This window comes from Caballeronia sp. GAFFF2 (genome assembly GCF_023631485.1).
Classification (GTDB): Bacteria; Pseudomonadota; Gammaproteobacteria; order Burkholderiales; family Burkholderiaceae; genus Caballeronia.
Genome location: NZ_JALQDA010000030.1, coordinates 92,017 through 117,034 on the forward strand (window position 1 = coordinate 92,017; position 25,018 = coordinate 117,034).

Here is a 25,018-nt window from a genome sequence, read left to right on the forward strand (position 1 = left end):
TCAGTCCTTGATCGTGGATGGCCGCCATGCAAGCAGACGTTTTTCGGCGCCGCGCACCAGGGCATCGGTGACGAGTCCGAGCAGTGCATAGATCAGGAGGCACGCCATGATGATGTCGGTGCGCATGTAGTTCTGCGCCGTGATGGCGAGATAGCCGATCCCGCTCGACGCGTTGATCTGCTCGCCCACCACGAGCGAGAGCCACGCAATGCTCAGCGAATAGCGCAAGCCGACGAGAAACGAAGGCAATGCGCCCGGCAGCACGATATGGCGAATCTGCTCGGCACGTGTGAGGCCGAGCGTGCTCGCCATCTCGACGATCTTGGCATCGACGCTGCGGATACCCGCGAACAGATTGAGGTAGACCGGTATCAGACAGCCCAGCGCGACGAGCGCGATCTTCGGTGTCTCGCCGATACCGAACCACAGGATGAACAGCGGCACGAGCGCCAGATGCGGCAAGGTGCGCGTCATTTGCAAAAGGGCATCGACGGAATCCTCGCCACGGCGCGAGAGACCGCTAACGAGCGCAAGCGCGACACCGAGCGTGAGGCCGATGGCAAGCCCGCTTCCCGCGCGCGCCAGCGACGCGAGCAGATGCGTGCCGAGTTCGCCGCTGGCCGCGAGTTCCCAGAGCGTCGTGGCAATCTGCGCGGGCGACGAGAAGCGCCGTTCGTTGACGAACCCGGTTGACGACGCCAGTTGCCATGCCGACAACAACGCCACCGGCACGACGAGCCGCCGCCAGCGCAATCCGGCGGCGCGTCGCGGCGCGGGCGCGGCTTGGCCTTCGACGGCAAGTGTTGGATGCGACATGAGACGACTCCTTCGGAAAGTGTTCATGCCCGCGTCGCGAGCTGGCCGTCGAAGGCCGTGCTCACGTTGCCGATCGACTGCTTGATCATGCCGTAGCGATAGAAACCGTCAGCGGCGTGCTGGAGCGCGTTGCGCACGTTGGAATCGAGCGGCGCGGGCGTCGGCTTGTACTCGGCGAGCAAGGACTTCGCGGTGGCGGGATCGAGGTGCGTGTCCTTCACGAGCGCGGCGGCGGCCGCATCGACATTGGCGAGCGCCCAACGTTGCGCGCGCTCGCTGCGAGCGAGGAAGTCGCGGATCGCATCGCGCTTGTCGCGCGCCGCTTTCTCATGCACGAGTAAAAAGTTGTTGCCGCTATAGAGATAGTCGACGTCGCGCAGATCGGCGATGGGATACGCGCCGTTCTGCTGGATCGCAAGCGTCGAATATGGCGCCCAGGTGAGCCACGCATCGACGGCGCCGGCGGCAAATGCGGGCTTTGCGGCACCGGGATCGAGGAACACGAGGTTCACGTCTTCGCGCTTCAACCCCGCCTTTTCGATGAGACCGTAAGCCATCAGTTGCGGCCCGCCGCCTGCATTGACCGCGAGTTTCTTGCCCTTCAGGTCCGCGACCTTGCGGATGCCCGAGTCGCGTTGCGCGAGCAGCGGAATGAAGCTCGGCGCGAAGGTAATCGCGCTGACCGCGCGCGCCGGGCAACCCGCCGCATATGCAAAGAGGAACACGCTGTCGCCGGTCTGACCGACATCGAGTGCGTCGGCGTTGAAGGCCTGCAATTCCGGCTGGCCTGCGGGAAACTTGCTCCACTCGATTTCGTACGGCAGATTCTTCGCTTCGCCGGAGGCTTCGAGGAAGGCTTTCCAGCCGATGGAATTCATGTCGCCCACGCGCAGCACCGGAGCCGCGCGCGCGGACGTGCCGATCATGAAGCCCGCCGCCTTGGCGAGGCCGCCGATAATCAGCTTGCGGCGAGTCGAAGAGCCGGGAGTGTCGTTGGTTGAAACGGTGTTGGTCGATTGGTCGGTCACGTGGGTATGTCGGCAGAAGAGTGGCGGGAGGTCAGAGGGCGTAACCGGGATTGCGCTGATCGAGCAGACGCTTGAGCGCTTCGAAATGCAGCACGTGGTAGGGCTTGCCGGACCAAGCCGCGCCTTCCCTTGCCGCTTCCGTGTATTGGCGATGCACCTTGTCCTGCTGCTCTTGCGATAAAAGCCGCAGCGGTTTGCCGGTTGAATACGCGAGCACCTGAAAGCGCGCCGCGCGTTCGAGCAGATAAAGACGGTCATACGCCTGCGACACGCTGCGCCCCGTGACGATCACGCCATGATTCGCCAGGAACAAGATGCTCTTGTCGCCGAGACGGTCGGCAAGACGCCGCCCTTCCTCGATGTCGTAGGCTAGCCCGGTGTATTCGTCGTCGTAGGCAATGTGCTTGAGCAGCAGCAATTCCGCCTGGCCGATAGGCAACAGCCGCTGATCCGCAAGACGCGTGAGCGCGGTCGTGTAGGGCATATGCGTATGCAGCACGGCGGCATGACGAACTGGATCTGCCTGATGGATCGGCAGGTGAATGCATAGCGCCGATTGCTCCACCACGCCTTCTCCGGCAATGCGGTTGGCGTCGTAATCGAGCGTGAGGAAATCGCTGGCCTTGACTTCTGACCAATGCAAACCGAATGGCGCGACGAGAAAGCGCCCGCGCGGATCGGGCAGCGACAGCGAGAAATGATTGGCGATGCCTTCGTGCAGATCGTGCATGACCGCTGCGCGATGCGCGGCCGCAAGATCGATGCGTCCTGTCTGTTCGAATCGTTCGATTTCCGCGATATCCGCGATATCCACGAGCGTCGCGCTGTCCGCTTCGGCCATTGCAGTCACCTTTCCTTGCATTCGATGGAGAAGGGCATTCTGCTGGCATGCAGGTGCGCGAACAAACATCGAAAGGTGATTCGCTATTGAGCGCGCGGCTTGATTAGTTATGCGATGGGGACAGCTTTGTAAATAATCGCGCGTGAATGCAGGACTATTTGAGACGCGGCGTGACAGTATAATGAGCGCCCGCGCCCGTAGCCGGTCGCATCAATGCTCTCGCAATCAGCCAGATTTTTGCAATTCGACCGTCCTAAAGGACAGGTCGCAGCAACAAAGGATAAGCCTGCGTGGAAAATCTTTTCCAATCCGTGAATGCGTTCTTCGCATTCATCGCGCCCATTTCCGATTTTCTCTGGGACTTTCCCACCAACTTCAAAGCTTATTCACAGATTCCGGTTCTCGGACAGTTCCCCTTCGCAATACTGCTGCTGGTTGGCGTCGGCATTTACTTCTCCATTCGCACGCGCTTTGTCCAGACCATGAATATGCGCAAGATCGTGCGTATCATGTTGCGCCGGCAGACATCGAGCACGGGCGTAAGCGCGCTTGCATCGTTCATGCTGGGACTTGCGATGCGCGCGGGACCGGGAAATATTGTCGGCATCACGGGCGCGATTTCCGTCGGCGGACCAGGCGCATTATTCTGGATGTGGGTCGCGGCGTTCTTCGGCATGGCGACCGCTTTCATGGAATCCACACTGGCGCAACTCTTCAAGGAGAGAAAGCAGAACGAGTTCGTCGGCGGCTTGCCGTTTTATGGACGCCGCATTCTCGGCGACCGGCGAATTGTCGGCACGTTTCTGTCGCTCGTGTTTATCGTCTATGCGCTTTTCAACGTGCCGCCGCAAACGTTCAACGTGTTCACCGCGATAGGCACCATTGCCGATACCGTCGCCGGCACGCATCTCGCGCGGCAATCGGCGGTCTATTACTTCATTGCGGGCGGGTTGATCGTCGCGTGTTCGTTCATCATCATGGGCGGCATTCGGCGAGTCACGGCTTATACGGATGTACTCGTGCCGATCAAGGCCGCGCTCTTCTGCCTGATGTCGCTCGTTATCATCCTCATTAATCTGCCGCTCATTCCGTACTTCTTTCGCGAAGTGGTGGTCGGGGCGTTCGCGCCGCATGCATTGTTCGGCGGCGCTATTGGCACGGCGCTTGCGCAGGGCGTGAAGCGCGGGCTGATGTCGAACGAAGCAGGACAGGGCACCATTACGATGGCGGCCGCCATTGCCGATAACGATCACCCGTGCGAACAGGGTTTCGTGCAAAGCCTGGGCGTGTTCTTCGACACCATGGTCATCTGCACGATGACGGGCTTCATCGTCGTGATGGCGCACGTGTGGACCGGCACGGTCAATGGTCAGGCGTGGGAATCGGTGAGGGCATCGAAGATCACGGTTTATCTGGCTTCCGTGCAGGCGCTGGTGCCTGAGTCGGTGGGCCACGTGATCCGCATCGTGATGTGTCTGTGCTACGGCCTTTTTGCGTTCACCACGTTGCTCGGCATGATCTCGTTCGCGGAGATTTCCGCGAATTTCATCTCGCGTGGGCGCGCGTTCATCGTGGGAATAAGAGTCGTCGGCTCGCTTGTGTTCGTGCCGTTCGGCGCGTTGACGGTGCTCGCGGGCCTCGAATTGCCGAACCTGTGGGCGTTGTCGGACCTGATGAATATCGTCATGGTGCTGCTCAACGTTCCCATCGTGCTGGCCGGGCAAAGGCTCGTGTATCGCGCGCTGGCGGATTATCGGAAGGGAAGCGGCGGAAGGTTCGTCTCGGCGAACATTGGCGTGAAGACAGAATATTGGCTGGACGATCGGAAAAGCGCCACGCCGCCGCCGCAGACAACCCGCTAACGGCGGCGTGATCGAAGGTCCTCTCGCGAGGACCCGTTACCGCTCAACTTAACGCATACCGCCGCTGGCGATCAGTTGCTCGCCGGTGATCCACTTCGAATCATCCGAGGCCAGGAATACCGCGATCGTCGCGATATCGTCCGGGCGGCCAACGCGGCCAAGCGGCGTTTGAGCGACGATCTGAGTCTCGAAGTCGGAGCCGATGATGCCGTTGCTCTGCGTGCCTTCTGTCACGATCATGCCGGGGTTGATGGAGTTCACGCGGATCTTCTTCGGGCCGAGTTCACGGGCGAGGGAACCGGTGATGGCATCGACCGCGCCTTTCGTGCCGCTATAAACCGCGCTTTGCGGCGGCGTGATACGCGACACGACCGAACTCACGTTGATGATGCTTCCGCCTTCGCCGAGGTGCGCCGCAGCGAACTTGGTCGTCAGCAGCACACCGAGCACGTTCACGCTGAACTGCTTATGGTAATGCTCCTCGGTGATTTCCTCGACCGGTGCGAACTCGTACACGCCCGAGTTGTTCACGAGGATATCCAGCCGTCCGTAGGTTTCGACGGCGGCATTGACGATTCCTTGCGCATCCGCCGACTTCGACACATCGCCGCCCACTGCGGTCGCCTTGCCGTTTGCCGCGGTGATGGCCGCGACCACTTCGTCCGCGCCCGCCTTGCTGCTTGCGTAATTCACGACGACCGAAGCGCCTTCTGCCGCGAGCGCCTTGGCGATTGCCGCGCCAATTCCTTTCGATGCACCCGTTACGACTGCAACCTTGCCGGTGAGCTTGCCCATTTCTGTCTTCCTTTATCGATGATTCGCTGAAAGTTAAGCCGGCGTTGAATCAGGTTCAGGCCGGCTTGCGTTGAGAAGCAATGTATCCGTGAGCCGCCTCTTGAAAAAGCCCGATATGACGAATTGATTTGCGGGATTTAACGAACAATCGAACTCTGGTTATTCATTGAACGATGAATTACCACGCGGCTTGCGCATTCTTCAGAGGTGAAGGGACCCAATGGCGAGCATTACCGATTCTGAAACATCCGGCTAGCAATCGGCGTACTTTCGCATACTCTTAAGGAGCACAGAAGGTGCGATTTCGGCGGCTGCTTATTCAACAGCGGCTCCACATACTTCGGATAGATTGGTATTACTTACTAAACTGCGGAGAAAGGCCATGCCTCTACAGAATCGAATGTTGGCGGAGTTCGTCGGAACGTTCTGGCTGGTGGTGGGCGGATGCGGCAGCGCGATTATCGCGGCAAAATTCTCGACTGTCGGAATCGGGCTCCTTGGTGTGTCGCTCGCGTTCGGACTGAGCCTTCTCACGATGGCCTACGCCGTCGGTCCCATCTCCGGATGCCATGTTAATCCCGCTGTCACAATCGGCCTGACGGTTGCGGGCCGTTTTCCCGCGCGCGATGTCGGTCCTTATATCGTCGCTCAGGTGCTTGGCGCCATAGCGGGTGCGGCCGTGCTCGCATATGTCGCAGCGGGTGCGCCAGACTTCGACCGCTTCGCGGGATTCGCCGCCAACGGATACGGCGATCATTCACCCGGCAAGTACACGCTAGGCGCGGGACTCGTGTCCGAAGTCGTGATGACGTTCATGTTCGTGTTCGTCATTCTCGCGGCCACGCATGAGCGCGCGCCGGTCGGCTTCGCGCCGATCGCCATCGGACTCTGCCTTACGCTCATTCATCTGGTGAGCATTCCGGTGACCAACACCTCGGTCAACCCGGCGCGCTCGACCGGTCCCGCGCTTTTCGCGGGCATGTGGGCAATCCAGCAACTTTGGATGTTCTGGGTGGCGCCGATAGTGGGCGCGATATTCGCGGGCCTGATCTATCCGGCGATGTCGGGGTCGTTGTCGCCCACCGCGCCTATCGTGGGCCGCAAGGTGAGCTGACGCCAAGCCCCAGGCGCGCGGTGAAGCTACCGCGCGCTGTCGGCCTGATAAGCCTCGAAGAAATCATCCGATGCGACCTTGTCCGCAAGCGTCCGCAACGTCGCAGCAGCGCCCGCTCCGAGCACGCGATCCACGCGCCGGTTCGCAGCCACCCAATACGCGAGCGCGGCCTTCAATTGCTTTCTGCCCAACGCCGTAAGCACACAGCGCTTCGAGCGCTTGTCCTCGGCATCCGCGCGTAGTTCCACCAGTTCGTCACGCACGAGCGGACGCATGGCATGCGTCACCGCCGACACCTGAATGCCGAGCCGCGACGCCAGTTCCTGCAGGGACGGTCCTTCGCTCGCATGCTCCTTGCAGTATCGATCGATCTGCGAGAGCAGCGCCATTTGCGTCGCCTTCATGTCGAGCGGCGCGAGCGCCTCGTCATAAAGCTGGCTCAGTCGACGCGATGCCCGGCGCAGCGCCGTGTTCGTGCAGGCGAGCGGTGCAAACACGTCCGCGGCATCGGACTCGATAGTCGGGACGGACTCGGCACGCTTTGCTCGTGCCTTAGATGTAGCTTTCTTTTCCATACGCATAGGATGGTTGATTGCCTCGCGCTTGACAAGCTTCGGGCAAATACACATATACTTGAGCCCTCAACTAACTCCAGTTTAATCCTTCGTCAGGGAGAAGTCATGGTGAATCAAGCATCCCGCAAGATTGCGGTTGTCACGGGCGCGTCGTCGGGTATCGGCGCGGTGTATGCGCAACGTCTGGCCGCGCGCGGCTACGATCTGTGGCTGGTCGCGCGTCGCGCCGACCGTCTGCGCGAACTGGCGAGCGAGATTGGCGGCGCGCATGGCGTGAACGTCGAGACGGTCGTCGCAGACCTGACCAGCGAGGCGGATCTGCAACGCGTCGAGCAGCGCATCGCGGCCGAAGCGAACATCCACGTGCTCGTCAATAACGCGGGACTCGCGCGGCTGCGGCCGGTGGCGCAGTCATCGGTGGCGGATACGGCCACGCAGATCGCGCTCAATATCACCGCGCTCGTTCGTCTGACGCAAGCCGTGGTGCCCGGTTTTGTCGCGCGCAACGAAGGCGCGATCATCAACATTGCTTCGGTGCTGGCGCTCGACACCTTGCCCGTCAGCGCGGTCTATAGCGGCACAAAGGGATTCGTTCTGAACTACACGCGCGGCTTGCAATTGGAACTCGCGAACACCGGCGTGAAGGTGCAAGCGGTGCTGCCCGCAGCGACGGCCACGGAAATCTGGGACGAATCGGGCGTGCCGCTCGACTCGCTGGCGGCGGGCACGGTCATGCGCACCGAAGACATGGTCGATGCCGCGCTCGAAGGTTTCGATCAGGGTGAAGCCATCACCATGCCGTCGGTACACGACGCGCAGTTGTTGCACAGCTTCGAAGAAGCGCGTCAAACGCTATTCCGCGCATCGCAGAACGGCACCGCCGCGCCGCGCTATCGCGCCTGATCGCCGGAAACGGAGAGGAGCAGATCGACATGCGTTATCGCATTTTCGGAAGTACGGGACTGAAGGTATCGTCGCTGGCTCTGGGCACGGGCAACTTCGGCACGGGTTGGGGATACGGCTCGGAGCGCGACGAAGCGAAGACGGTCTTCGATACGTATCGTGCGGCGGGCGGCAATTTCATCGATACCGCCGACAGCTATCAGTTCGGCGATAGCGAAACCATCCTCGCCGAGTTCATCAAGGCGGAGCGCGAGGACATCGTGCTCGCGAGCAAATTCTCGCTCGGGGCGTCGCCGGACGCGGGTCTGCAGCGCACCGGCAACAGCCGCAAGGCGATGGTGCAGGCGGTCGATGCAAGCCTGAAACGGCTCGATACCGATCGCATCGATCTTCTCTGGGTGCACATGCCCGACGGCGTGACGCCAAGCGAGGAGATCGCGCGCGGGCTCAACGACCTCGTGCGCGCCGGCAAGATCCTCTATGCGGGGCTATCGGACTTTCCTGCCTGGCGCGTCGCGACGGCGGCGACGATCGCCGAGATGCGCGGTTGGGCGCCGATCAGCGCGTTGCAGATCGAGTACAGCCTGGTCGAGCGCACCGTCGAACGCGAGTTGCTGCCAATGGCCGCGGCTTTCGGTCTTGGCACGGTGGCCTGGTCGCCGCTCGGAGGCGGGCTTCTGAGCGGTAAGTATCGGCAAGGCGAGACGGGGCGCAAGCAAGGACTCGGTGTCGTGATCCACGACGAAAGCGACGCGCGCAAGACCGCCACGGTCGACGCGGTTCTCGCCATCGCCAATGAGCTGGGTGTATCGGCGGCGCAGGTGGCGATCGCGTGGGTGCTCGCGAAGGGCGTGTTGCCGATCATCGGACCGCGTACCTTGAAGCAGCTGGACGACAACCTCGGTGCGCTCGCGGTCACGCTTAGTGCAGAGCAGCTCGCGCGACTGGATGCGGCAAGCGCCACGCCGCTCGGTTTTCCGCATGACGTGGTGAACGCAGAGAGAACGCGCAGCCGGCTGGCGGGCGGCAAGGCGGATTTGCTGGATTATCCGCTGACGCCGGTTCGATAAGGAAAGGGGCGCGAGCCTCGGCCCCAAAAAACAAAAAGCCTCGCATTAAGCGAGGCTTTTCAAAGACCGCACGAGGCAGCCGTTACTTGCAGTGGCGTTCCCAATGATGATGCACGCGCACCTTGTGGCACTCGGCATGATGGTGGGGGGCCGCGAAAGCGGTGGTAACGGAAAGGAACGTGGTGGCGGCCAGCAGTGCGGCGAAAACAGCTTTCTTCATGACGTCGATTATCAGGGGATTGAGAGGAGGCGCCATCGTATCAACCGAACTTTACGATTACGTTATGTGATGCGTTTTGCGCAACAAGATTACTTTGTGGCGGACCGCTTCGCGAGAAATCTGTCCAGTTCGCCCGCGAACTTCTTGCCATCGCGCGGAGCGTAGGGCGGCGGGCCGCCGGTCTGCACGCCGGAACTGCGCAACTGATCCATCATCGCGCGAATGGAGAGTCGCTCCTCGATATTTTCCGCGTTCATCCATTCTCCGCGCGGGTCGAGCACATGCGCGCCTTTCGCGAGCGCGGCGGCCGCAAGCGGAATGTCCGCGGTGATGACGAGATCGCCGGCTTGCGCCATTTCGACGATGCGCTTATCCGCGACATCGAAGCCCGCTGGCACCTGAATCGCGCGCAGCCACGGCGACGCGGGCGTGCGCAAAAATTGATTGGCGACGAGCGTCACGCGTACTTCCACGCGCGGCCCGGCGCGGAACAGAATGTCCTTGACGATGGCAGGGCAGGCGTCGGCATCGACGAAAATTTCCATTGACTGGCGTCCGCTCGAAGGAAGACGCCGATCATACTCCCGATGCCAACGCTCAACGAACGGCGTCGCGCAAGTCGGTGAGATCGCGGCCACGGGTCTCGGTGGACATGGCGACGCCGACGAGCGTGAGCGCCGACAACACGGCGGTGTATGCGCCCATGACCCAGAAGCCGCCGCCCGCGCGGCCAATCAGATAGATGCCGAGAATTGGCGCGAGTCCGCCCGACAACACCGCGCCGATCTCGCGCGACAAGGCCACGCCCGAGTACCGATAGCGATTGCCGAAGAGTTCCGCGAAATGCGCGCACTGCGCCCCGAGCATGCTGTTTGCGCCGATGGCGAGCCCGCCGAACATCGCGAGCGCGACCCACCAGAAGCTGCCGGTGCTCACCATCCACCACGCGGGGAACGCCCAGAGCAGCATGAAGATCGCGCCGCCGCGATACACCGTCTTGCGCCCGAGCCGATCCGACAACGCCCCGAAAAGCGGTGTGGTAATCACGCTCGACAAAGTAGCGATGAGCGCGCCGCTCGTGCCCACGCGCGCCAGTTCCGCTGGCGGCACGCCGTGCCGCGCCGCCACGGTGCCGCTGAGGAACGCGATCACGATGGTCGTATAGATGGTCGAGCCGCCTTGTTCCGCAAGCCGCATCAGCACGGCCGCGACGACGGTGCGGCGCGCGTCCTTGATGACGAGCCGCATCGGCGAACGCGCGACCTTGTGTCCGCCTTCGAGCGCGGCGAAGGTCGGGCTTTCGCGCAGACGCAAGCGTATCCAGATGGCGACGCCGATCAGCACGACGCTCGCGAGGAACGGAATGCGCCAGCCCCAGGCGAGGAGCGTGGCCTGATCCATCGAGTGCTGCATGATGCTGAACGTCGCCGTCGCAATGCCGAAGCCCGCGAAGATGCCGACGAACGGAAGCGCCGCGAAGAAGCCACGCGTCTTCACGGGCGCGACTTCGGCCATCAAGGTGGATGCGCCCGCCTGTTCCGCGCCCGCGCCGAATCCTTGCGTGAGGCGCAGCAAGACGAGCCCGACCGCGCCGAGCGGACCGGCGGGCAGCAAGCCGACGAGCGTCGTGGATACGCCCATGATCGCGATGGTCAGCAAGAGGACGAACTTTCGGCCTTTCCTATCGCCGAGCGAGCCGAAGAACAAGCCGCCGAGCGGACGCGCGAGAAAGCCCACGCCGTAGGTCGCGAAGCTCGCGAGCAGACCTGCGCTCGCGTCGAGCGTGGAAAAGAACACGCGGCTGAAGATCAATGCCGTGGCCAGCCCGAAGATAGCGAAGTCGTAGTATTCGAGCGCGCTGCCGACGGCGCTCGTGAGAATCGCGCGCCGAAGCTGCCTCGCGGAAACGGGCGCGGAAGCGCCGTCGGAAGGACGATCGAGCGGAAGCGCGCCGGCATGCGCCAACGCATCGTGGTGGGACGTCATCTTCTCGTGTCTCCTGATTCCTGCGCGGTGTCTCTCTGACGACACTCGATCTGAAAGCCGGACGAAAACCGCCGCCTTCGGATAAACCCGGTTATCGGTAACCGTCAACAAAATCTAACATGGAGGGATGCCGATCTACAAGAAAGCGCTAATGGGCATTTGCCCGGATGCGCGTAGGCTGGAACCCCGTCGTCAACGTATCGCGAGTACTGTCATGACACCAACGAATAACTCAGCTCCCCAATCCGAAGACGCGCAGAACAAGAAGCGCCTGCGCAGCCGCCGCTGGTTCGACGATCCCTCGAACCCCGGCATGACCGCGCTCTATCTCGAGCGCTATATGAACTACGGCATCACGCGCGAGGAATTGCAGTCGGGTAAGCCGATCATCGGCATTGCGCAGACGGGCTCCGATCTCGCGCCCTGCAACCGGCATCATCTGGAACTGGCGACGCGCGTGCGCGACGGCATCCGCGATGCAGGCGGCATTCCACTCGAATTCCCCGTGCATCCGATCCAGGAAACCGGCAAGCGCCCGACCGCCGCGCTTGACCGCAATCTCGCGTATCTCGGGCTCGTCGAAATCCTGCACGGCTATCCGCTCGATGGCGTGGTGCTCACCACCGGTTGCGACAAGACCACGCCCGCGTGTCTGATGGCCGCGGCGACCGTCAACATTCCGGCTATCGTGCTGTCGGGCGGTCCCATGCTCGACGGCTGGTGGAAGGGCAAGCTCGCGGGCTCGGGCACCATCATCTGGGACGCGCGCAAGCGTCACGCCATCGGCGAGATCGACTATGAGACGTTCATGGACGAAGTGTCGTCGTCCGCGCCTTCTGTCGGGCATTGCAACACCATGGGCACGGCGTTGTCGATGAATTCGCTCGCCGAAGCGCTCGGCATGTCCTTGCCCGGTTGCGCCGCGATTCCCGGGCCGCATCGCGAACGCGGCTGGGTGGCGTATCGCACGGGGCAGCGCATTGTCGGCATGGTGCACGAGAATCTGCGGCCTTCGGACATCATGACCAAGGGCGCTTTCGAAAACGCCGTGGTCGCGGCGGCGGCGCTCGGGGCATCGTCGAATTGTCCGATTCACATGATCGCGATTGCGCGGCACATGGGCGTGGATCACACGCTGGATGACTGGCAGCGCCTCGGTCCCGAGATTCCCTTGCTGGTGGACTGTCAGCCCGCTGGCCGCTTTCTCGGTGAGGCGTTCCATCGCGCGGGCGGCGTGCCGGCCGTCATGCGCGAACTGCAGGCGGCAGGCAAGCTCGACACGAGCGTGCGTACGGTCACGGGCAAGACGCTCGGCGAAGACCTGGCCGCCGTCGCAGACGTGGATCGCGAAGTGATTCGCGCGTATGACGATCCGCTTAAGCCGGCGGCGGGCTACGTCGTGCTCTCCGGCAATCTGTTCGACAGCGCGGTGATGAAGATCAGCGTGATCGACGACGCCTTCCGCAAGCGCTTTCTCTCCGATCCCGAGCATCCGAACGTGTTCGAAGGCAAGGCGATCGTCTTCGAGGGACCGGAGGATTATCACGCGCGTATCGACGACCCCGCGCTCGAGATCGACGAACGTTCCGTGCTGGTGATTCGCAATTGCGGGCCGGTGGGTTATCCGGGCGGCGCGGAAGTGGTGAACATGCAGCCGCCCGCCGCGCTCATCAAGCAAGGCATCACGCAGTTGCCGACACTGGGCGATGGCCGCCAAAGCGGAACCTGCGCGACGCCTTCGATTCTCAACGTATCGCCGGAAGCGGCGGTGGGCGGCAACCTCGCGCTGCTGAAGACGGGCGACCGCTTGAGAATCGACTTGCAGAACTACAAGGTCAACGTGCTGATCGGCGATGATGAAATGGCGCAGCGCCGCGAAGCGTACGTGCCTATCGAGTTGCAGAACAAGACGCCGTGGGAAGAGATTTATCGCAGCATGGTCGGGCAGCAGGGCAGCGGCGCGTGTCTTGAGCCGGCGCTCGGCTATCAGGACATCATCGAGACGCGCGGCGAGTCGCGGCACAACCACTGAGCCGTAACGAGGTCTTTACGCGCTTTCTCGCGGGATGACTTCGTAAGGCACACGCATGAACGTGGGCACGTCCTGCCGGTCGGGACGCGCCTGCGCGATTTCGCGCCGTGACGCGTTGGGTGTCTCGGACTCGTCGAGCGCGGCGAGCAGCGATTCGCCGGTGGCGTGACCGATCCCGTAGGCATCGACGGATACGGTGGTGATGGTCGGATAGCAATGGCGCGACACTTCGAAGTCGCCGAAGCCCGCCACCGCGATATCGCGCGGCACCGACATACCGCGCCGATGACACGCCATGATGACGCCGAACGCGTGGATGTCGCTCGTGCACATGATGGCGTCGGTATCGGGCCATCGGTCGAGGATCTGTTCGAGCGCCGCGCCGCCGTGACCCATGGCCGCGCCGTGCGCCATGTCCGTGGTCCAGTCCGTGTGCGCGATTTCGCGGATGTCGTGCAGACCCGCTTCCTTCACGGCGCCGAGATAGCCATTGCGCCGCGCGACGCCGCGCAAATCCAGGTGCGATGCGCTGCTCACGAAGCCAATGCGCCGATAGCCGCGCGCATAGAGATAGCGCATCATCGCGGCGGCCGCGTCCGCGTTGGAGAAGCCGACGACGCGATCCACGGGTTTCGCGGGAATCTCCCAGATTTCGACCACTGGAATGCGCGCCTGTTTGAGCATGGCGCGCGCCTTGGACGTGTGCTGACCTCCCGTGATGACGACGGCACGCGGCTGATGACTCAGGAGCGCGCGGATGAGCGCTTCTTCCCTTTCGAGCAGATAGTCCGTGTTGGCGAGCAAGAGGCGCAGACTGCGCGCCTCGACGACATCGTTGATGCCGCGCACGGTCTCCGCAAAATTCGAACTCGATAACGACGGCACGATGACCGCGACGACATTCGTTCGGCCGGAAGAGAACGCACCCGCGATGGCATCGGCGACATAGCCGGTTTTCAGCACGGCATCCATGACTCGCGCGCGCGTCTCTTCGCTGACGTGCTGGCCTGTCAAAACGCGCGACACCGACATCTTCGACACCCCGGCGATACGCGCGACATCGGCCATGCGGACGGGGGCGGCGGTGGGCGATGTGGGATCGTTGACTGATGTCATGCCGGGGCGTTGCGCGGTGATGATTCGATGGGGGTAATCATACCGGCTTGTGGGGGGCAAGTTCGCGTTCAGACGATGACGCGTGACCTTGGCTACTTGAGACTATTCCTGTTTGTCAGCCGATCGATTGACGTTCTTTTGTTGCAGCCCTAAATTCCTGCGCTAAAAAGCTCCAGGCGCGACGGTTCCATACGTTGCGTTCAACTGAACGGGAAGCGAATGAATGCTGTAACGAAAAAACTGACGGACGCGCTGCAGCATCCAAGCGCGCGACTCACCCAGCGTTTGAGCATATGGATCGGTACGCTCGAGCTCGAACTCGACGTGCTCAAGTTCAAGGTCAAAGCAGGATTATGCGATGACTACAAGGCGGAGGTCACCGTTACCTCGCCGCGTCTCGATATCGATGGCAAGCTCTGCGTGGGTCGGCGTGCGGGCTTGCAGATCGACGAGCGAGTAGCCGTCCCGTCGGTGAATTATGTCCAGCCTGTCGATCACGAGGCGGCCACTTTCAATGGCATCGTCACGCGCTTCGAACGCATCAAAGCGAACCGCGATGAGGCGACCTACAAACTCCGGATCGAACCTCGGTTTGCCGCGCTTTGCAAGCGCGTGCATGGCTCGGATGTATTCAAAGACATCACCTTTCAGGAAATGGTGACGCGACTGCTGGTCGACCGGAAGAACATCGATGCCTTCGATATCGAGTTCCATCTGGAAGGCGCGCAAGAGAAGATGGAGCAGGTTGTGATGTACGAGGAGTCCGTGTGGGCCTTCGTGACACGTCATGCAAAACGTCGAGGCATATGCTGGTTTTACAAGCAGGGTCGAGGCAAGGATGGTCAACTGGACACGCTCGTGTTCACGGACAATCCGCGCGGGTACGTGCGCTCGATCGACGTACCCCTGCTCTCTGACTCGGGCATGAACAGCAACTGGCATGAGGCTGCACTCTCGGTCAGCGAGACGCGTACGCTGGTGCCGGCCGCCATCGAGTTGTGGGAGCGCAATTACCGCACGCCGGAAGATCCGCTGCGGGCGAGCGCGAGCATTTCCAATGAGGCCAATGACCAATCGGTGTTCGGGCGAATCAGCGGTAGCGCGGAATTTCATCTGACGCCTCAGCAGGGTGAGTCGCGAGCACAGACGCGGCGCGATGAGCAGATTGCAAAGCAGGTAAAGCTTTCGGGCAAGAGCAATGCGAAGGGCATGGCGCCAGGCGTGGTGGTCAAGCTGACCAATACGAAGCTGGCGAGCGCTCCGTATGGATTCGTGGTCGAGTCGATGACGATGAAGGGCAGCCGATCGAAACCGGCGCATGTCCGCTTCAAGGCGATGCCCGCGCATCTGGCCTACCGTCCCGACTTCGTTTATGAACGCGACTGGAGATTTCTGAAGGGACCGGTCGTTGGCGTCGTCACGACGTTTGACTCGTCGCCTTATGGCTGCATGGACGAGCATGGCCGATATCCTGTGTTGCCGAAGTTCCTGCAGGGAACGGCTAACACTGACAAGCAGTTGCTGAAGCTGCGGCTGCTTCGTCCGTCTTCGTCTTATCAAGGTGGCTTCCATTCGCCTTTGCTGCCGTCCACGGAGGTTTTGCTTGGTGCGGCGCATGCCGATGTAGATCGCATGCATATCGTGGGAGCGCTCCATGACTACTCGCATCCGGACGTGGTGCACGGCGCCGATGCGATGTTCAGTTACGCAATCTGGCGCGCGCCGCTGCTCGGCGCCGAGATCGTCTTCAACGATCTGCGAGGCAAGGAAAGCGCGCGTATCGCCACGGTCTACAGCCAGACGGCGTTCAATCAGGGCTATCTGCTCAACAGTAAAAAGCTCGCGCGAGGCGAGGGCTTTGAAGCGACCACCCAGGCGTGGGGGACCGTGCGCGCAGCGAAAGGACTGTTTTTTTCGGCCGATGCGGCGGCTGGCGCTGATACGCCGCACTTGGAGATGCCTGCTGCGATCCAGCAATTAAAGGTGGCGTTCGAGCGCGTGACGGCTCTCGTAGACGCGAATAAGCAGGCCAACGCTGACGCGGCTGACAAGGACACGCAGGCGGCGCTCGTGGACGGGTTGAGCCAGCTTCATGATGCCGGGTTACTCGCGAGCACACCGGGTGGCATGGCCTTCGTTACGCCGAAATCGGTCCAGCATTCGGCGGGCGAGAACGTGATTGTAACCGCAGGGGAGCACATGGACGTGAGCATCATGCGGCGGCTGCGCATGGCGGCTGGCGAACTCATTTCGCTGTGCGCGCATAAGCTTGGGATCGAGTTAATCGCCGCCAAAGGGAAGGTCAGGATCGAGGCGCACAGCGACGAGATGGCGTTGACGGCCCTGAAGGACGTCACCGTCACGAGCACGGAGGGCCGATTGGTCCTCGCCGCGAAAAAGGAAGTGTGGATTGGCGCGGGCGGCTCGTACATCAAGATCAACGCTAGCCAGATCGAGAACGGAACCATGGGCGCCATCCTGGAGCGAGGTGCGTCCTGGGACCGACCCGGCCCCGCGTCAATGCAGCCGGAACTCCCGTTGCTGCCCAAGTCCATCTGCATTCCATGTCTGCTTTCGGAATTCTCGCAAGGCGCACTGTTGGGTACGAAATGACATCGAACAACCCAGAACTCGAAGCACAGGCGCTAAGTACGGCGATTCATGAATTTCAGCAAGCCAATCAAGATATTCAGACCTACGCGTTGGTATATGGCGTGGCTTTTCCGCCGCTCTATCGCGAGCTGCGTCAGTGGCTGGGGCAGGACATCAGCAATCAGCGGCTGTCGTTAATTTTCGATGCGCAGTCGGAGGATGGACGCAGTCAGTATGGTCCGTACCTGGTTCGTATCGCGCGAGGGGCCGAGAAGCCATCGAAGCTCCTGACGCGGCTGGCGCACGCCTGCGTAGATGATTACCGCGGCGTGTCGTTCCTGTTCTCTCGCCTGCCAACCGACGATCTGATCTGCGGCCTGAGCGAGCGGCTAGATGCATTGTGCGAGGACGGCAGTGAATGGCAGATGAAATTTTTCGATACGCGCTCGCTTGCCGTGCTTGACCGCGCTTTGTCTGCCGAGCAGCGTCGGGCGTATCTCGGACTTGCAAAACAATGGTGGTATCTCGATAGGTATGGTGAGACGCAGAAATTGATCTTGGCGGACGAGACTGAAGACTCATACTGCGGTCCCCTTCGGCTAAGCGAGCAACAGACTGAGGTCTTTGTGGACGCCAGTTTGCCTGATTCCGTGTTGCATTCGCTGCAGCTGAGCGATGACGATCTCCTCGCTGAGTTCGATGCACAGACTCGCTACCGGGTCTGCGAGGGGATTGTCGCGCAGGCAACAACCGAGGAGTTGCTCAGTCATATGTTGCTGACTAACCGGGTGGGATCGGCTTTGCTCGCAGCACATAAACAAGAGGAACAAGAGGAGCCGAAATCATGCTGAAAAGGCGATTTAAACGTATTGCATTGGCAAGCTTGCTGGCGCTTACGAGTCTCGGGGGGTGCACACAAGATCCATACATGCTCGGAATAATTGGATACAACTACACCGATCGCGCCTTCTGGAACTTCGGAGTGAATGGTCAGGGGGGAGGCAGTGTTGAGCTAAGCACGCCGACTTCTGGCGGTGGAAGTGTTTCCTGCTGCGTCATTATGAGTCGCAAGACAAAAATGCCCTTTTGGGTCGAGGTTGGATACTCAATGGACGCTCTCGAATCCTATCCTTCAAGGAAAATCGTCGATCCGCCCAAGCCAGCCAAAAAAGTACGAGTCGAAGTAAGAGGCTCTATTCCTCCTAATCCGAAATATCTTGAGATTCACTTCTACCCGGACGGTCATATTGAGGCCGCCATATCTAGTTCGGATGGACCCTCGCCGCCGCGATTGAAGCTTGAGCGACGCATGCCCTTTGTACGATAAGAGAATAAATAGCCATGTTGGACATTACTCAGGTTCCTTCCTCGGCTGGTCTGCGGCCGTTGACTTCGAGTGAGCGTGAAAAGCGTGCGGAATCTATGGCTTGCTTCGATGAGAAAAAGCGGCCTGGTACTTCAGACTGTTCGCAATCGCTTTGGATTTCTGTCTTCTTCGACGGTACAGGAAACAATCTTTACATTGACACAGAAAAGTCGGCACATAGTAACGTTGCACGCCTTCATGCGGCACATGCTGAAGATGAAGAAAGGACAGGCACATATCGAATCTATATCAACGGGCTCGGCACACCTTTCCCTGAAGTCGGCGAGATGACAGCGAGCACGCCGGGACTTGCGTTCGCTAGCGGTGGAGACAAGCGTTTGCGGTGGGCAAGGACTCAGTTCGATCAGAGAATCTCCAAAGCGAAAGCTCGCGCGACGAACCCTAAGCAACCGATTCGAATGATCAACGTCGCGCTGTTCGGCTTTTCACGAGGCGCAGCCCTGGCGCGTGCTTTTGCTGTTCGCCTGTCCAAGGATTGCCGACAGGACTCCGCCGGATGGCGCTATCAAGGTTACCCGATCCGGGTGTACTTCATGGGCTTGTTCGATACGGTTGCCTCCGCAGGGTTACCCGCTAGTGCCAAATCCGTCGATCATAGTCCAATCCTAAAATTCGCCACCTACGCCATATCGCCGGCTCTGAGCGTCGGACTTAGTATTGCACCGAAAGATGGTCACTACGATTGGGCGAAAAGCCTAAAGATTCCGGCAATGGTAGAACAGTGCATTCACTACGTCGCCGCGCATGAGGTCCGCGATTCTTTTCCCTTGGATTCCGTGCGTGACGGAAAGCACTATCCACCGAATTGTTTTGAGATCGTCTATCCCGGAGTGCACTCAGACGTAGGTGGGGGCTATGCGCCCGCAGAACAGACCAAAGCGCTGGAAGACGCGGAAAAGCTAAGTCAGGTGCCGTTGCTACACATGTATCGTGCGGCTCGAACTGCCGGCGTACCGCTGCGATCTTTAAGCACGCTCGGTGCAAAGGTCCAAGCGTCGTTTAGTCTTTCTCCCAAGACCGCGGCTCTGTTCAATCGATATCAACGGCGCGCTCGAGCCGCCGGATCACTTGAGAAAGCTGTCTCCGATCATCTTTTCCCGCTTTACGTCGCACGTAGTCACCTCTCCAAGCTGACCAACGATTCCGCCGCACGCGCACGTCTGCCTAAGGCAAAGCAAATACTTGCAAAGACAAATAACAGCGACTTGGTGCCAAAGCAGGACGAGCAACTACGTCTTATCACCAAAGGCGGTCTTGCGATCAATAGTGCGACGGCGGAAGCAGAGACTAAGAAACTGAATGGGAAGACCTTGACCCTGAGGGAATTGACGTTGGCCCGTGCTTATGAAGACGTGTCTTTAATCATCGGCGAACCAAGCGACGCGCAAGCTGAACTCGATTTTTTTGACTACTTGGTACACGATTCTGTAGCCGGCTTTGGAAACGATTTTTCAAAGCTTCAGAACTGGCGAATGATGTACTTCGGCGACGTTTCCTACATGCCCGAAAACGACTGGAGCATTGCCTCAGCGCGTGAGCGTTCGGATAACACTGAGGCAATTGCATAAATTGGTTCGAAGACAAGTAAAAGGAGCACGAAATGATTGATCTCATCCGTCTTGGCGACGACACCGATCACGGTGGCAAAGTCATTACCGCCTCGAAGACCATGCGCTTCGGCGGTAGCTATGTCGCGCGCAAAGGAGACGAGGTAAGTTGCCCTTTGCACGACATCAAGCCTAACCTCGTCATCGACGGTGACGATGGCACGACCGACGGCGGGGTTCCAGTCGCCCGGCACGGCTTTCGTGCTACGTGCGGCTGTCGCCTTATTTCTAGCTTGCGGTAGACGGATGCCCGTCGTTTTACCCCCGGCAGAGTCATCCGAGACCCGTCCCGAGCCGCCACGGATGATTATTTGGCTGGTGCTTCTTGCTGTTGTCATGGCGGGAGGCGCCGTTTATACCTTCGTCGCGTGGCCCAAGAACGAATCGACGCGCACAGCATGGTTCTGGATCCAGCTGTTAGGCATTCCTTTTCTGCTTTGGGCGCTTGCCTACGGATTGCGCTGGCTCTATCACGAACAGGAATGTGATCGGATCGACGCAGTGAACGAAACACTGCGCGCAGACCGAGAAAAAGCAGTGGAGTTTGCCCGCGATCCGCTCGCGGTGCTCGGCTATGCCTATCTAACTGGCGCCGGCACGTCGAACATGGCGAGGCTCATTGCGGAGCCTGCGAACACCGCCGAACTGCCGACAGGGGAAATCGCAGTCTCGGTTAGCAACTACAAGGAACTGCCGCTGGTCGGTGACGACGATGATCCATCACGCTATCGCGCCTGCTTCGGAGATCTGATCGGGGCGATGGTCGATGTAGTCCGGAAGATTCCCCATGACGCGCCATTTGCCGTTCGTCTGCAGTTGCCCAAGGAGGCGGATCGCGACACCTCGCTTGCGGCATGGCAAGCTTGTTGGACCGCCGCGAAACTTCGACCGACCACTGCCATTCTGATCGAACCCGAACAAGGCGTGATGGCGCTGGATGAATGGCTCGATGTTCGAGGTGGGCCAAAGTTGGAACGGTTCGTCCTTTTTGCTGCTGTACAGCTTCGTGAAGCGCCATTCGACGACAGCACCGAAGCTGCGGTCGCCTTGCTGCTGTCATGGGCGCCGCTCGCCTATCGTTATGAGCTTTGTCCGCTTGCAATACTGCACCGGCCGATCGAAGGTGAGTCGGAGGAGTGCAGGGCTGTACTGACAACCCCTTTGCGGTTTGGGCACGCGACAGGCGATCAAATTAGTGATCTATGGGAAGCTGCTCTGGAGTCCGACGAGAAATCAATCATCTCCCGAGACATTTCAAGCTTGGTGGCCGGCGTGTCAAAGACTGAGAAATTGTCCGGTATTCACGACATTGACAAGACATTCGATCGCCTCGACGGCGCGACCGGATGGCTCACGCTCACGCTCGGTATCGAGCACGCGGCGGATACCAAGCGCCCACAACTAATGGCATGGAGAGAAGGCAGGTTTCGCGTTGCGGTCGCGCAGCCGGGAGGCCAGACATCGACACGCGACGGAATAGAAATTGCCTAAATCTCGTTATTGGATTTTTGTGGGAGCGCTGACCGCGCTCGCTTCACTTTACGCTTGGTCCCATGGCTCGGAACTCGATCCATCTGCTGCCCGAAGGGTGATTTTTGTGTGCATGATGGGCGCGATCGTACTCAGTGCACGGGGCGCGCTGTCAAGCACATGGCGCTTGACAGCGCGCTTTGCCCTGCAGCGCAAGCAGGAGCAATTCGAACGCGATCCGCGCGCCCGGCTGAGTGCGGCCGAGACGGTGCGCAAAGAGTCTGTGCCGATCAAACGGGAAGCACTGAAATTAGCGCTTCGCGACCGCCATGGCAGGTGCTGGCGGTACCGTGATCGTTGGATTCTTGTGAGTGGCGACGAGTCGATCGTCAAACGCCTTGCGCCAGGGCTTGCCAAGAACGGCTATGAGATCACCAGTGGTGCGGTTCTGATTTATGCGGCGCAGACAATTGATTTTATCGATGCCGACTGGCTCGACCAGATCCGTCGGTTCCGTCGCCGACGGCCCGTTGATGCGATCGTAGCCGTGATGTGCAATCGGCATTACAAGAACGCTCCATTTGATTCGGAAGAACTCGCACAGCGGCTCACGCGTCAGGCTCGGACGCTGGGCTGGGCGGCGCCTGTGTATCTTGTGAATGCAACGGATTTCGAGGACAAGCTCCCTGTCTCGGAGGAGGCGATTGGCATTCTTTGGTCCGATAGGCGTCTGAAAGCCGATGCGGTCGAACCCTTGCTCAGCGCGCTTGCTCATCGTCTTGCGGACAGTGGTGTAAGACGCCTCGCTCAAGATGCCCACGATCGGTATGCGGCGCAGGTATCGCAACACATCAGCGAGTTGCATGTCGGGCTGCTCAACCTCGTTTTACAAACCGCTCAGTCTCGCCTCTGGCGTCACCCGGTGCACGGGCTGCTCTTTGCTCCGCTCTTTAAGGAGCGGGAGCTAATCGCATTTCAGCGCGGCGAAACGCAAGACGGCGTGGTGCCGCGCCAGCTCGAGCGGCGCCTCATTTGGCAGACCGTTGCAGAACATAGTGGAGCACCCTATGGACGTCGGGTGGGGTTCTACTGGCCCAACGCGCTCGCGGCCCTGGTAATGGTTGGAGCGATAGGCTGGTGCGCGGCGCTGACCGTCTCGTTCATCGGCAATCGCTCCGTCATGGCCGATGTACGGGCCGCGGTCGACACGGCCCTTGCCACGAAGCTAGGCACGCCGGCAGCAATACGCGCTCAACTCGCCCTACAACAAAAAATCGACACACTGGAATATCGCCAGCAACATGGCGCACCGTGGTACATGCGTGCAGGCCTGAATCACAACGATCGGATACTCGCTGCGCTCTGGCCGACCTATGCAAGCATCGCGGCGCGCAACCTGCGCGATCCGTCCGCCCATCAACTCGAAGCCACGCTCACGCAACTCGCTCAGTCTCGCGCCGACGCACTGCCCAGCACCGAAGAACAGCAGCACGACTACGACGCGCTCAAAACGTATCTGATGCTGGCGCAACCTCAACACGCAGACGCTGCCTACCTCGCCAAGCAGTTGCCGACCACATGGCCCGCAATCGCCGGCATGAGCACGGGCGAATGGCTCGACACCTCGCAACGGCTCGCGTCGTTCTACGCGTCTCATCTGCGCGCGCATCCTGAATGGCGACTCCATGCATCGGATGATCTGACCCAAGCCGCGCGCAACATGCTCGTCAATCAGATCGGCCTGCAGAACTCCGACGACACGCTCTACCAATCCGTGCTGGAGCAGGCGAAGGGCAAATACGCCGATATGTCGCTCGTGACGCTGATCAACGGAGCGGACGCACGCGGCTTATTCACGACGACTCAAACCGTACCGGGCATCTACACGCGCGCCGCATGGGACGGCATGATCGGCGAGGCAATCGACAAGGCCGCCAAGGAAGGGCGCGTGGCGGCCGACTGGGTGCTCGCCGACGAACGCGCCGCGCGCGTGCCGGGCGCGGCGCTCGAAGCGCATCAGGACATCGAGGAAGTGAGGCAGCGCCTGCGCGCGCGCTATTTCGCAAGCTATACCGCCGCGTGGCAGGCGATGCTGAACAGCCTGCAATGGCAGAATGCGACCAATCTAGGCAGCGCGATCACGCAGCTCACGCGCTTGACCGATGCGCAGACCTCGCCGCTGATTGCGTTGATGAAATCGGTTCAGTATCAGGCACAGGCGGGACGTCCCTCGCAGGCGCTCTCGGATACGCTAGTGCGCAAAGCACAGGACCTGATCGGCAACAAGACAGGCATCGCGAGTGCTCAGGAAGTCGATCCGCTGGACAAACCTTTCGGCCCGCTGCTCGCGTTGATGGGCGATGACGTGGTGACGGGCACGGCCAGCAAGTCGAACGGCAAGCCCACGAAAAGCGTCGCCGATTTCAGCGGCGTGAGCCTCGCGCACTTCCTGACGGTGGCCACGACCATGCGCCTGAAGCTGCAGCAAATCGCCACCAGCACCGACGCCCAGGCGATGGCCCGACAGATGGCACAGGCGGTGTTTCAGGGCAAGCTTTCGGAACTCACGCAGGCACGCGACGATGCCGCGCTCACTGCCGCAAGCCTTGGCTCGCAATGGTCGGGATTCGGCGACTGAGCGGGCGCGTACCGGGCGATTATCCGGTGTGTCGCGAGAGCTTCCGTCTGTTCTGCACACCAGTGATCAACCTGTTCGAAGTGGATGCGCTGCCGCTGCGACCTACGGACTGGCATGATCGCGAACATCGCGTTCAACCCGGCGTGGCGGGGCACGTCGAGCCGTATCACGTGCTCGCAGTGACCGCCGCAGATCCGGAGGACAGCGCACGTCACGCATATAGCGCCTTCACGAGCTTTCGCCATCGCGGCTGGACGCTGCAGTACGAGAAGCCAGAGCGCTATTTCCATACGTCGATGCGTTTGGGCGTGACGGGCCGGGAGCTTTGGCTGACGCTATCCGGGCAGTTGTGGGAGCGTCTCCACGCGGACGCTGCGCACGATGAGAACCGTCCGCAACCGGATCGCCATCTGACGGTGAGGGCACTGGCGAACAATGGACGCTTGCCGCGCATGGCGCTTTCCGAGGCGACGATCACCGAGACAGTGTCGGGCTTTACCGGTATCGCGTCGGTGCGCAACCTGAGCGCGCCGACGCTGCCGTTGTATCCGCCGCGCCATCACCCGGAGTACGACTGGCGCTTGCTCGGCCATTTCACGGCGGGCGGCGCGAATGAATTGAACATGATCGGGATGGTGGGCGCACCTGCATTTCGCGAGGCGCTGGAGCTTTACGACTGGTCGCCTGACGACAGTACTCAGCGGCGCATCGATGCTATCGAAGACGTGTGGTTGGCCGAGCATGAGTCGGTGGGCAAAGGACATATGCGACGCGAGGTTCGCGTGTACGTGCGCCTCGATGCTAGGGCATTCGACGGGCCGGGTGACGCAGCGCTGTTCGGTGATGTGCTAAGCCGGTTCGTGGGCCGCTATGCAAGTTTTCATCATGCGATGCGGTTGGTGCTGGACGTCGAGGGTAAGCAGACCGTGTATCCGGTGATGGAGTTCGAGCGGGCGCCATTTTGAT

General features: G+C 60.7%; 22 protein-coding genes. 13 read left to right on the top strand and 9 right to left on the bottom strand.

What is annotated here, in order from left to right:
• Genes NCT04_RS22640 through NCT04_RS22650 form a run of 3 tightly spaced genes read right to left on the bottom strand, consistent with a single transcriptional unit; the run spans position 1 to position 2,685 of the window.
• Positions 1 to 816, bottom strand: coding sequence for an ABC transporter permease (locus NCT04_RS22640; protein WP_250467809.1), 816 nt, complete (start codon positions 814 to 816; stop codon positions 1 to 3).
• A 23-nt stretch (positions 817 to 839) separates the two neighbouring features.
• On the bottom strand, positions 840 to 1,844 hold the full coding sequence (locus NCT04_RS22645; RefSeq protein WP_250467810.1) for an aliphatic sulfonate ABC transporter substrate-binding protein: 1,005 nt from the start codon (positions 1,842 to 1,844) through the stop codon (positions 840 to 842).
• Positions 1,845 to 1,875: 31 nt separating this feature from the next.
• Positions 1,876 to 2,685 carry a class II aldolase/adducin family protein gene (locus NCT04_RS22650; protein ID WP_250467811.1) on the bottom strand — a complete coding sequence of 270 codons (810 nt, stop codon included), beginning with the start codon at positions 2,683 to 2,685 and terminating at the stop codon, positions 1,876 to 1,878.
• A 290-nt stretch (positions 2,686 to 2,975) separates the two neighbouring features.
• Between NCT04_RS22650 and NCT04_RS22655 the strand changes: the two genes are divergently transcribed.
• Positions 2,976 to 4,547, top strand: coding sequence for an alanine/glycine:cation symporter family protein (locus tag NCT04_RS22655; RefSeq protein ID WP_250467812.1), 1,572 nt, complete (start codon positions 2,976 to 2,978; stop codon positions 4,545 to 4,547).
• Positions 4,548 to 4,595: 48 nt separating this feature from the next.
• Here NCT04_RS22655 and NCT04_RS22660 read toward each other — a convergent pair whose 3' ends face one another.
• Positions 4,596 to 5,342, bottom strand: a complete 747-nt coding sequence (locus NCT04_RS22660) for a glucose 1-dehydrogenase (protein WP_250467813.1) — start codon at positions 5,340 to 5,342, stop codon at positions 4,596 to 4,598.
• 382 nt (positions 5,343 to 5,724) lie between these two features.
• Between NCT04_RS22660 and aqpZ the strand changes: the two genes are divergently transcribed.
• Positions 5,725 to 6,456: an aquaporin Z gene (gene aqpZ / locus NCT04_RS22665; protein WP_244831104.1), complete on the top strand. Its 732-nt coding sequence runs from the start codon at positions 5,725 to 5,727 to the stop codon at positions 6,454 to 6,456.
• Positions 6,457 to 6,482: 26 nt separating this feature from the next.
• Here the strand turns inward: aqpZ and NCT04_RS22670 are convergent, their stop codons facing one another.
• Positions 6,483 to 7,031 carry a MarR family winged helix-turn-helix transcriptional regulator gene (locus tag NCT04_RS22670; RefSeq protein ID WP_250467814.1) on the bottom strand — a complete coding sequence of 183 codons (549 nt, stop codon included), beginning with the start codon at positions 7,029 to 7,031 and terminating at the stop codon, positions 6,483 to 6,485.
• Between the two features lie 105 nt (positions 7,032 to 7,136).
• Here NCT04_RS22670 and NCT04_RS22675 point away from each other — a divergent pair, with 105 nt between their 5' ends.
• Both NCT04_RS22675 and NCT04_RS22680 read left to right on the top strand, forming a co-directional pair.
• Positions 7,137 to 7,934, top strand: a complete 798-nt coding sequence (locus NCT04_RS22675; protein ID WP_244831106.1) for an SDR family NAD(P)-dependent oxidoreductase — start codon at positions 7,137 to 7,139, stop codon at positions 7,932 to 7,934.
• Positions 7,935 to 7,963: 29 nt separating this feature from the next.
• Positions 7,964 to 9,004, top strand: a complete 1,041-nt coding sequence (locus tag NCT04_RS22680) for an aldo/keto reductase (RefSeq protein ID WP_250467815.1) — start codon at positions 7,964 to 7,966, stop codon at positions 9,002 to 9,004.
• 82 nt (positions 9,005 to 9,086) lie between these two features.
• Here NCT04_RS22680 and NCT04_RS22685 read toward each other — a convergent pair whose 3' ends face one another.
• Genes NCT04_RS22685 through NCT04_RS22695 form a run of 3 tightly spaced genes read right to left on the bottom strand, consistent with a single transcriptional unit; the run spans position 9,087 to position 11,210 of the window.
• Complete coding sequence (locus NCT04_RS22685; protein ID WP_250467816.1) at positions 9,087 to 9,260, bottom strand: hypothetical protein; 174 nt, start codon at positions 9,258 to 9,260, stop codon at positions 9,087 to 9,089.
• A 53-nt stretch (positions 9,261 to 9,313) separates the two neighbouring features.
• Complete coding sequence (locus tag NCT04_RS22690; protein ID WP_250467817.1) at positions 9,314 to 9,769, bottom strand: YaiI/YqxD family protein; 456 nt, start codon at positions 9,767 to 9,769, stop codon at positions 9,314 to 9,316.
• A gap of 52 nt (positions 9,770 to 9,821) precedes the next feature.
• A complete protein-coding gene (locus NCT04_RS22695) occupies positions 9,822 to 11,210 on the bottom strand; it encodes an MFS transporter (RefSeq protein ID WP_250467818.1) in 1,389 nt (462 codons plus the stop codon).
• Between the two features lie 214 nt (positions 11,211 to 11,424).
• Between NCT04_RS22695 and NCT04_RS22700 the strand changes: the two genes are divergently transcribed.
• Positions 11,425 to 13,242, top strand: coding sequence for an IlvD/Edd family dehydratase (locus NCT04_RS22700; protein ID WP_244831110.1), 1,818 nt, complete (start codon positions 11,425 to 11,427; stop codon positions 13,240 to 13,242).
• 15 nt (positions 13,243 to 13,257) lie between these two features.
• Here NCT04_RS22700 and NCT04_RS22705 read toward each other — a convergent pair whose 3' ends face one another.
• Positions 13,258 to 14,358 (bottom strand): LacI family DNA-binding transcriptional regulator, encoded by a 1,101-nt coding sequence (locus tag NCT04_RS22705; protein ID WP_404989374.1) that lies wholly within the window; start codon positions 14,356 to 14,358, stop codon positions 13,258 to 13,260.
• Between the two features lie 219 nt (positions 14,359 to 14,577).
• Here NCT04_RS22705 and vgrG point away from each other — a divergent pair, with 219 nt between their 5' ends.
• From vgrG to NCT04_RS22745, 8 genes are read left to right on the top strand one after another with little or no spacing between them, the layout of a single operon-like run.
• The gene (gene vgrG / locus NCT04_RS22710; RefSeq protein ID WP_250467819.1) at positions 14,578 to 16,971 is read left to right on the top strand and encodes a type VI secretion system tip protein VgrG; all 2,394 of its coding nucleotides are present in this window, start codon (positions 14,578 to 14,580) and stop codon (positions 16,969 to 16,971) included.
• The gene (locus NCT04_RS22715; RefSeq protein WP_250467820.1) at positions 16,968 to 17,801 is read left to right on the top strand and encodes a DUF4123 domain-containing protein; all 834 of its coding nucleotides are present in this window, start codon (positions 16,968 to 16,970) and stop codon (positions 17,799 to 17,801) included. The genes vgrG and NCT04_RS22715 overlap by 4 nt, the downstream gene beginning before the upstream one ends.
• Positions 17,795 to 18,277: a DUF3304 domain-containing protein gene (locus NCT04_RS22720; protein WP_250467821.1), complete on the top strand. Its 483-nt coding sequence runs from the start codon at positions 17,795 to 17,797 to the stop codon at positions 18,275 to 18,277. The genes NCT04_RS22715 and NCT04_RS22720 overlap by 7 nt, the downstream gene beginning before the upstream one ends.
• A 14-nt stretch (positions 18,278 to 18,291) precedes the next feature.
• Entirely contained in the window at positions 18,292 to 19,905 is a 1,614-nt protein-coding gene (locus tag NCT04_RS22725; protein ID WP_250467822.1) for a T6SS phospholipase effector Tle1-like catalytic domain-containing protein, read from the top strand.
• A 32-nt stretch (positions 19,906 to 19,937) separates the two neighbouring features.
• A complete protein-coding gene (locus tag NCT04_RS22730) occupies positions 19,938 to 20,186 on the top strand; it encodes a PAAR domain-containing protein (protein ID WP_244829230.1) in 249 nt (82 codons plus the stop codon).
• Positions 20,187 to 20,190: 4 nt separating this feature from the next.
• Entirely contained in the window at positions 20,191 to 21,435 is a 1,245-nt protein-coding gene (locus NCT04_RS22735; protein ID WP_502800693.1) for a KPHS_23130 family T6SS system protein, read from the top strand.
• Complete coding sequence (locus NCT04_RS22740; protein ID WP_250467824.1) at positions 21,428 to 24,052, top strand: ImcF-related family protein; 2,625 nt, start codon at positions 21,428 to 21,430, stop codon at positions 24,050 to 24,052. Before NCT04_RS22735 ends, NCT04_RS22740 begins: the two co-directional genes overlap by 8 nt.
• Positions 24,031 to 25,017, top strand: coding sequence for a type VI secretion system baseplate subunit TssF (locus tag NCT04_RS22745; RefSeq protein ID WP_250467825.1), 987 nt, complete (start codon positions 24,031 to 24,033; stop codon positions 25,015 to 25,017). Before NCT04_RS22740 ends, NCT04_RS22745 begins: the two co-directional genes overlap by 22 nt.
• Position 25,018: the final 1 nt, after the last annotated feature.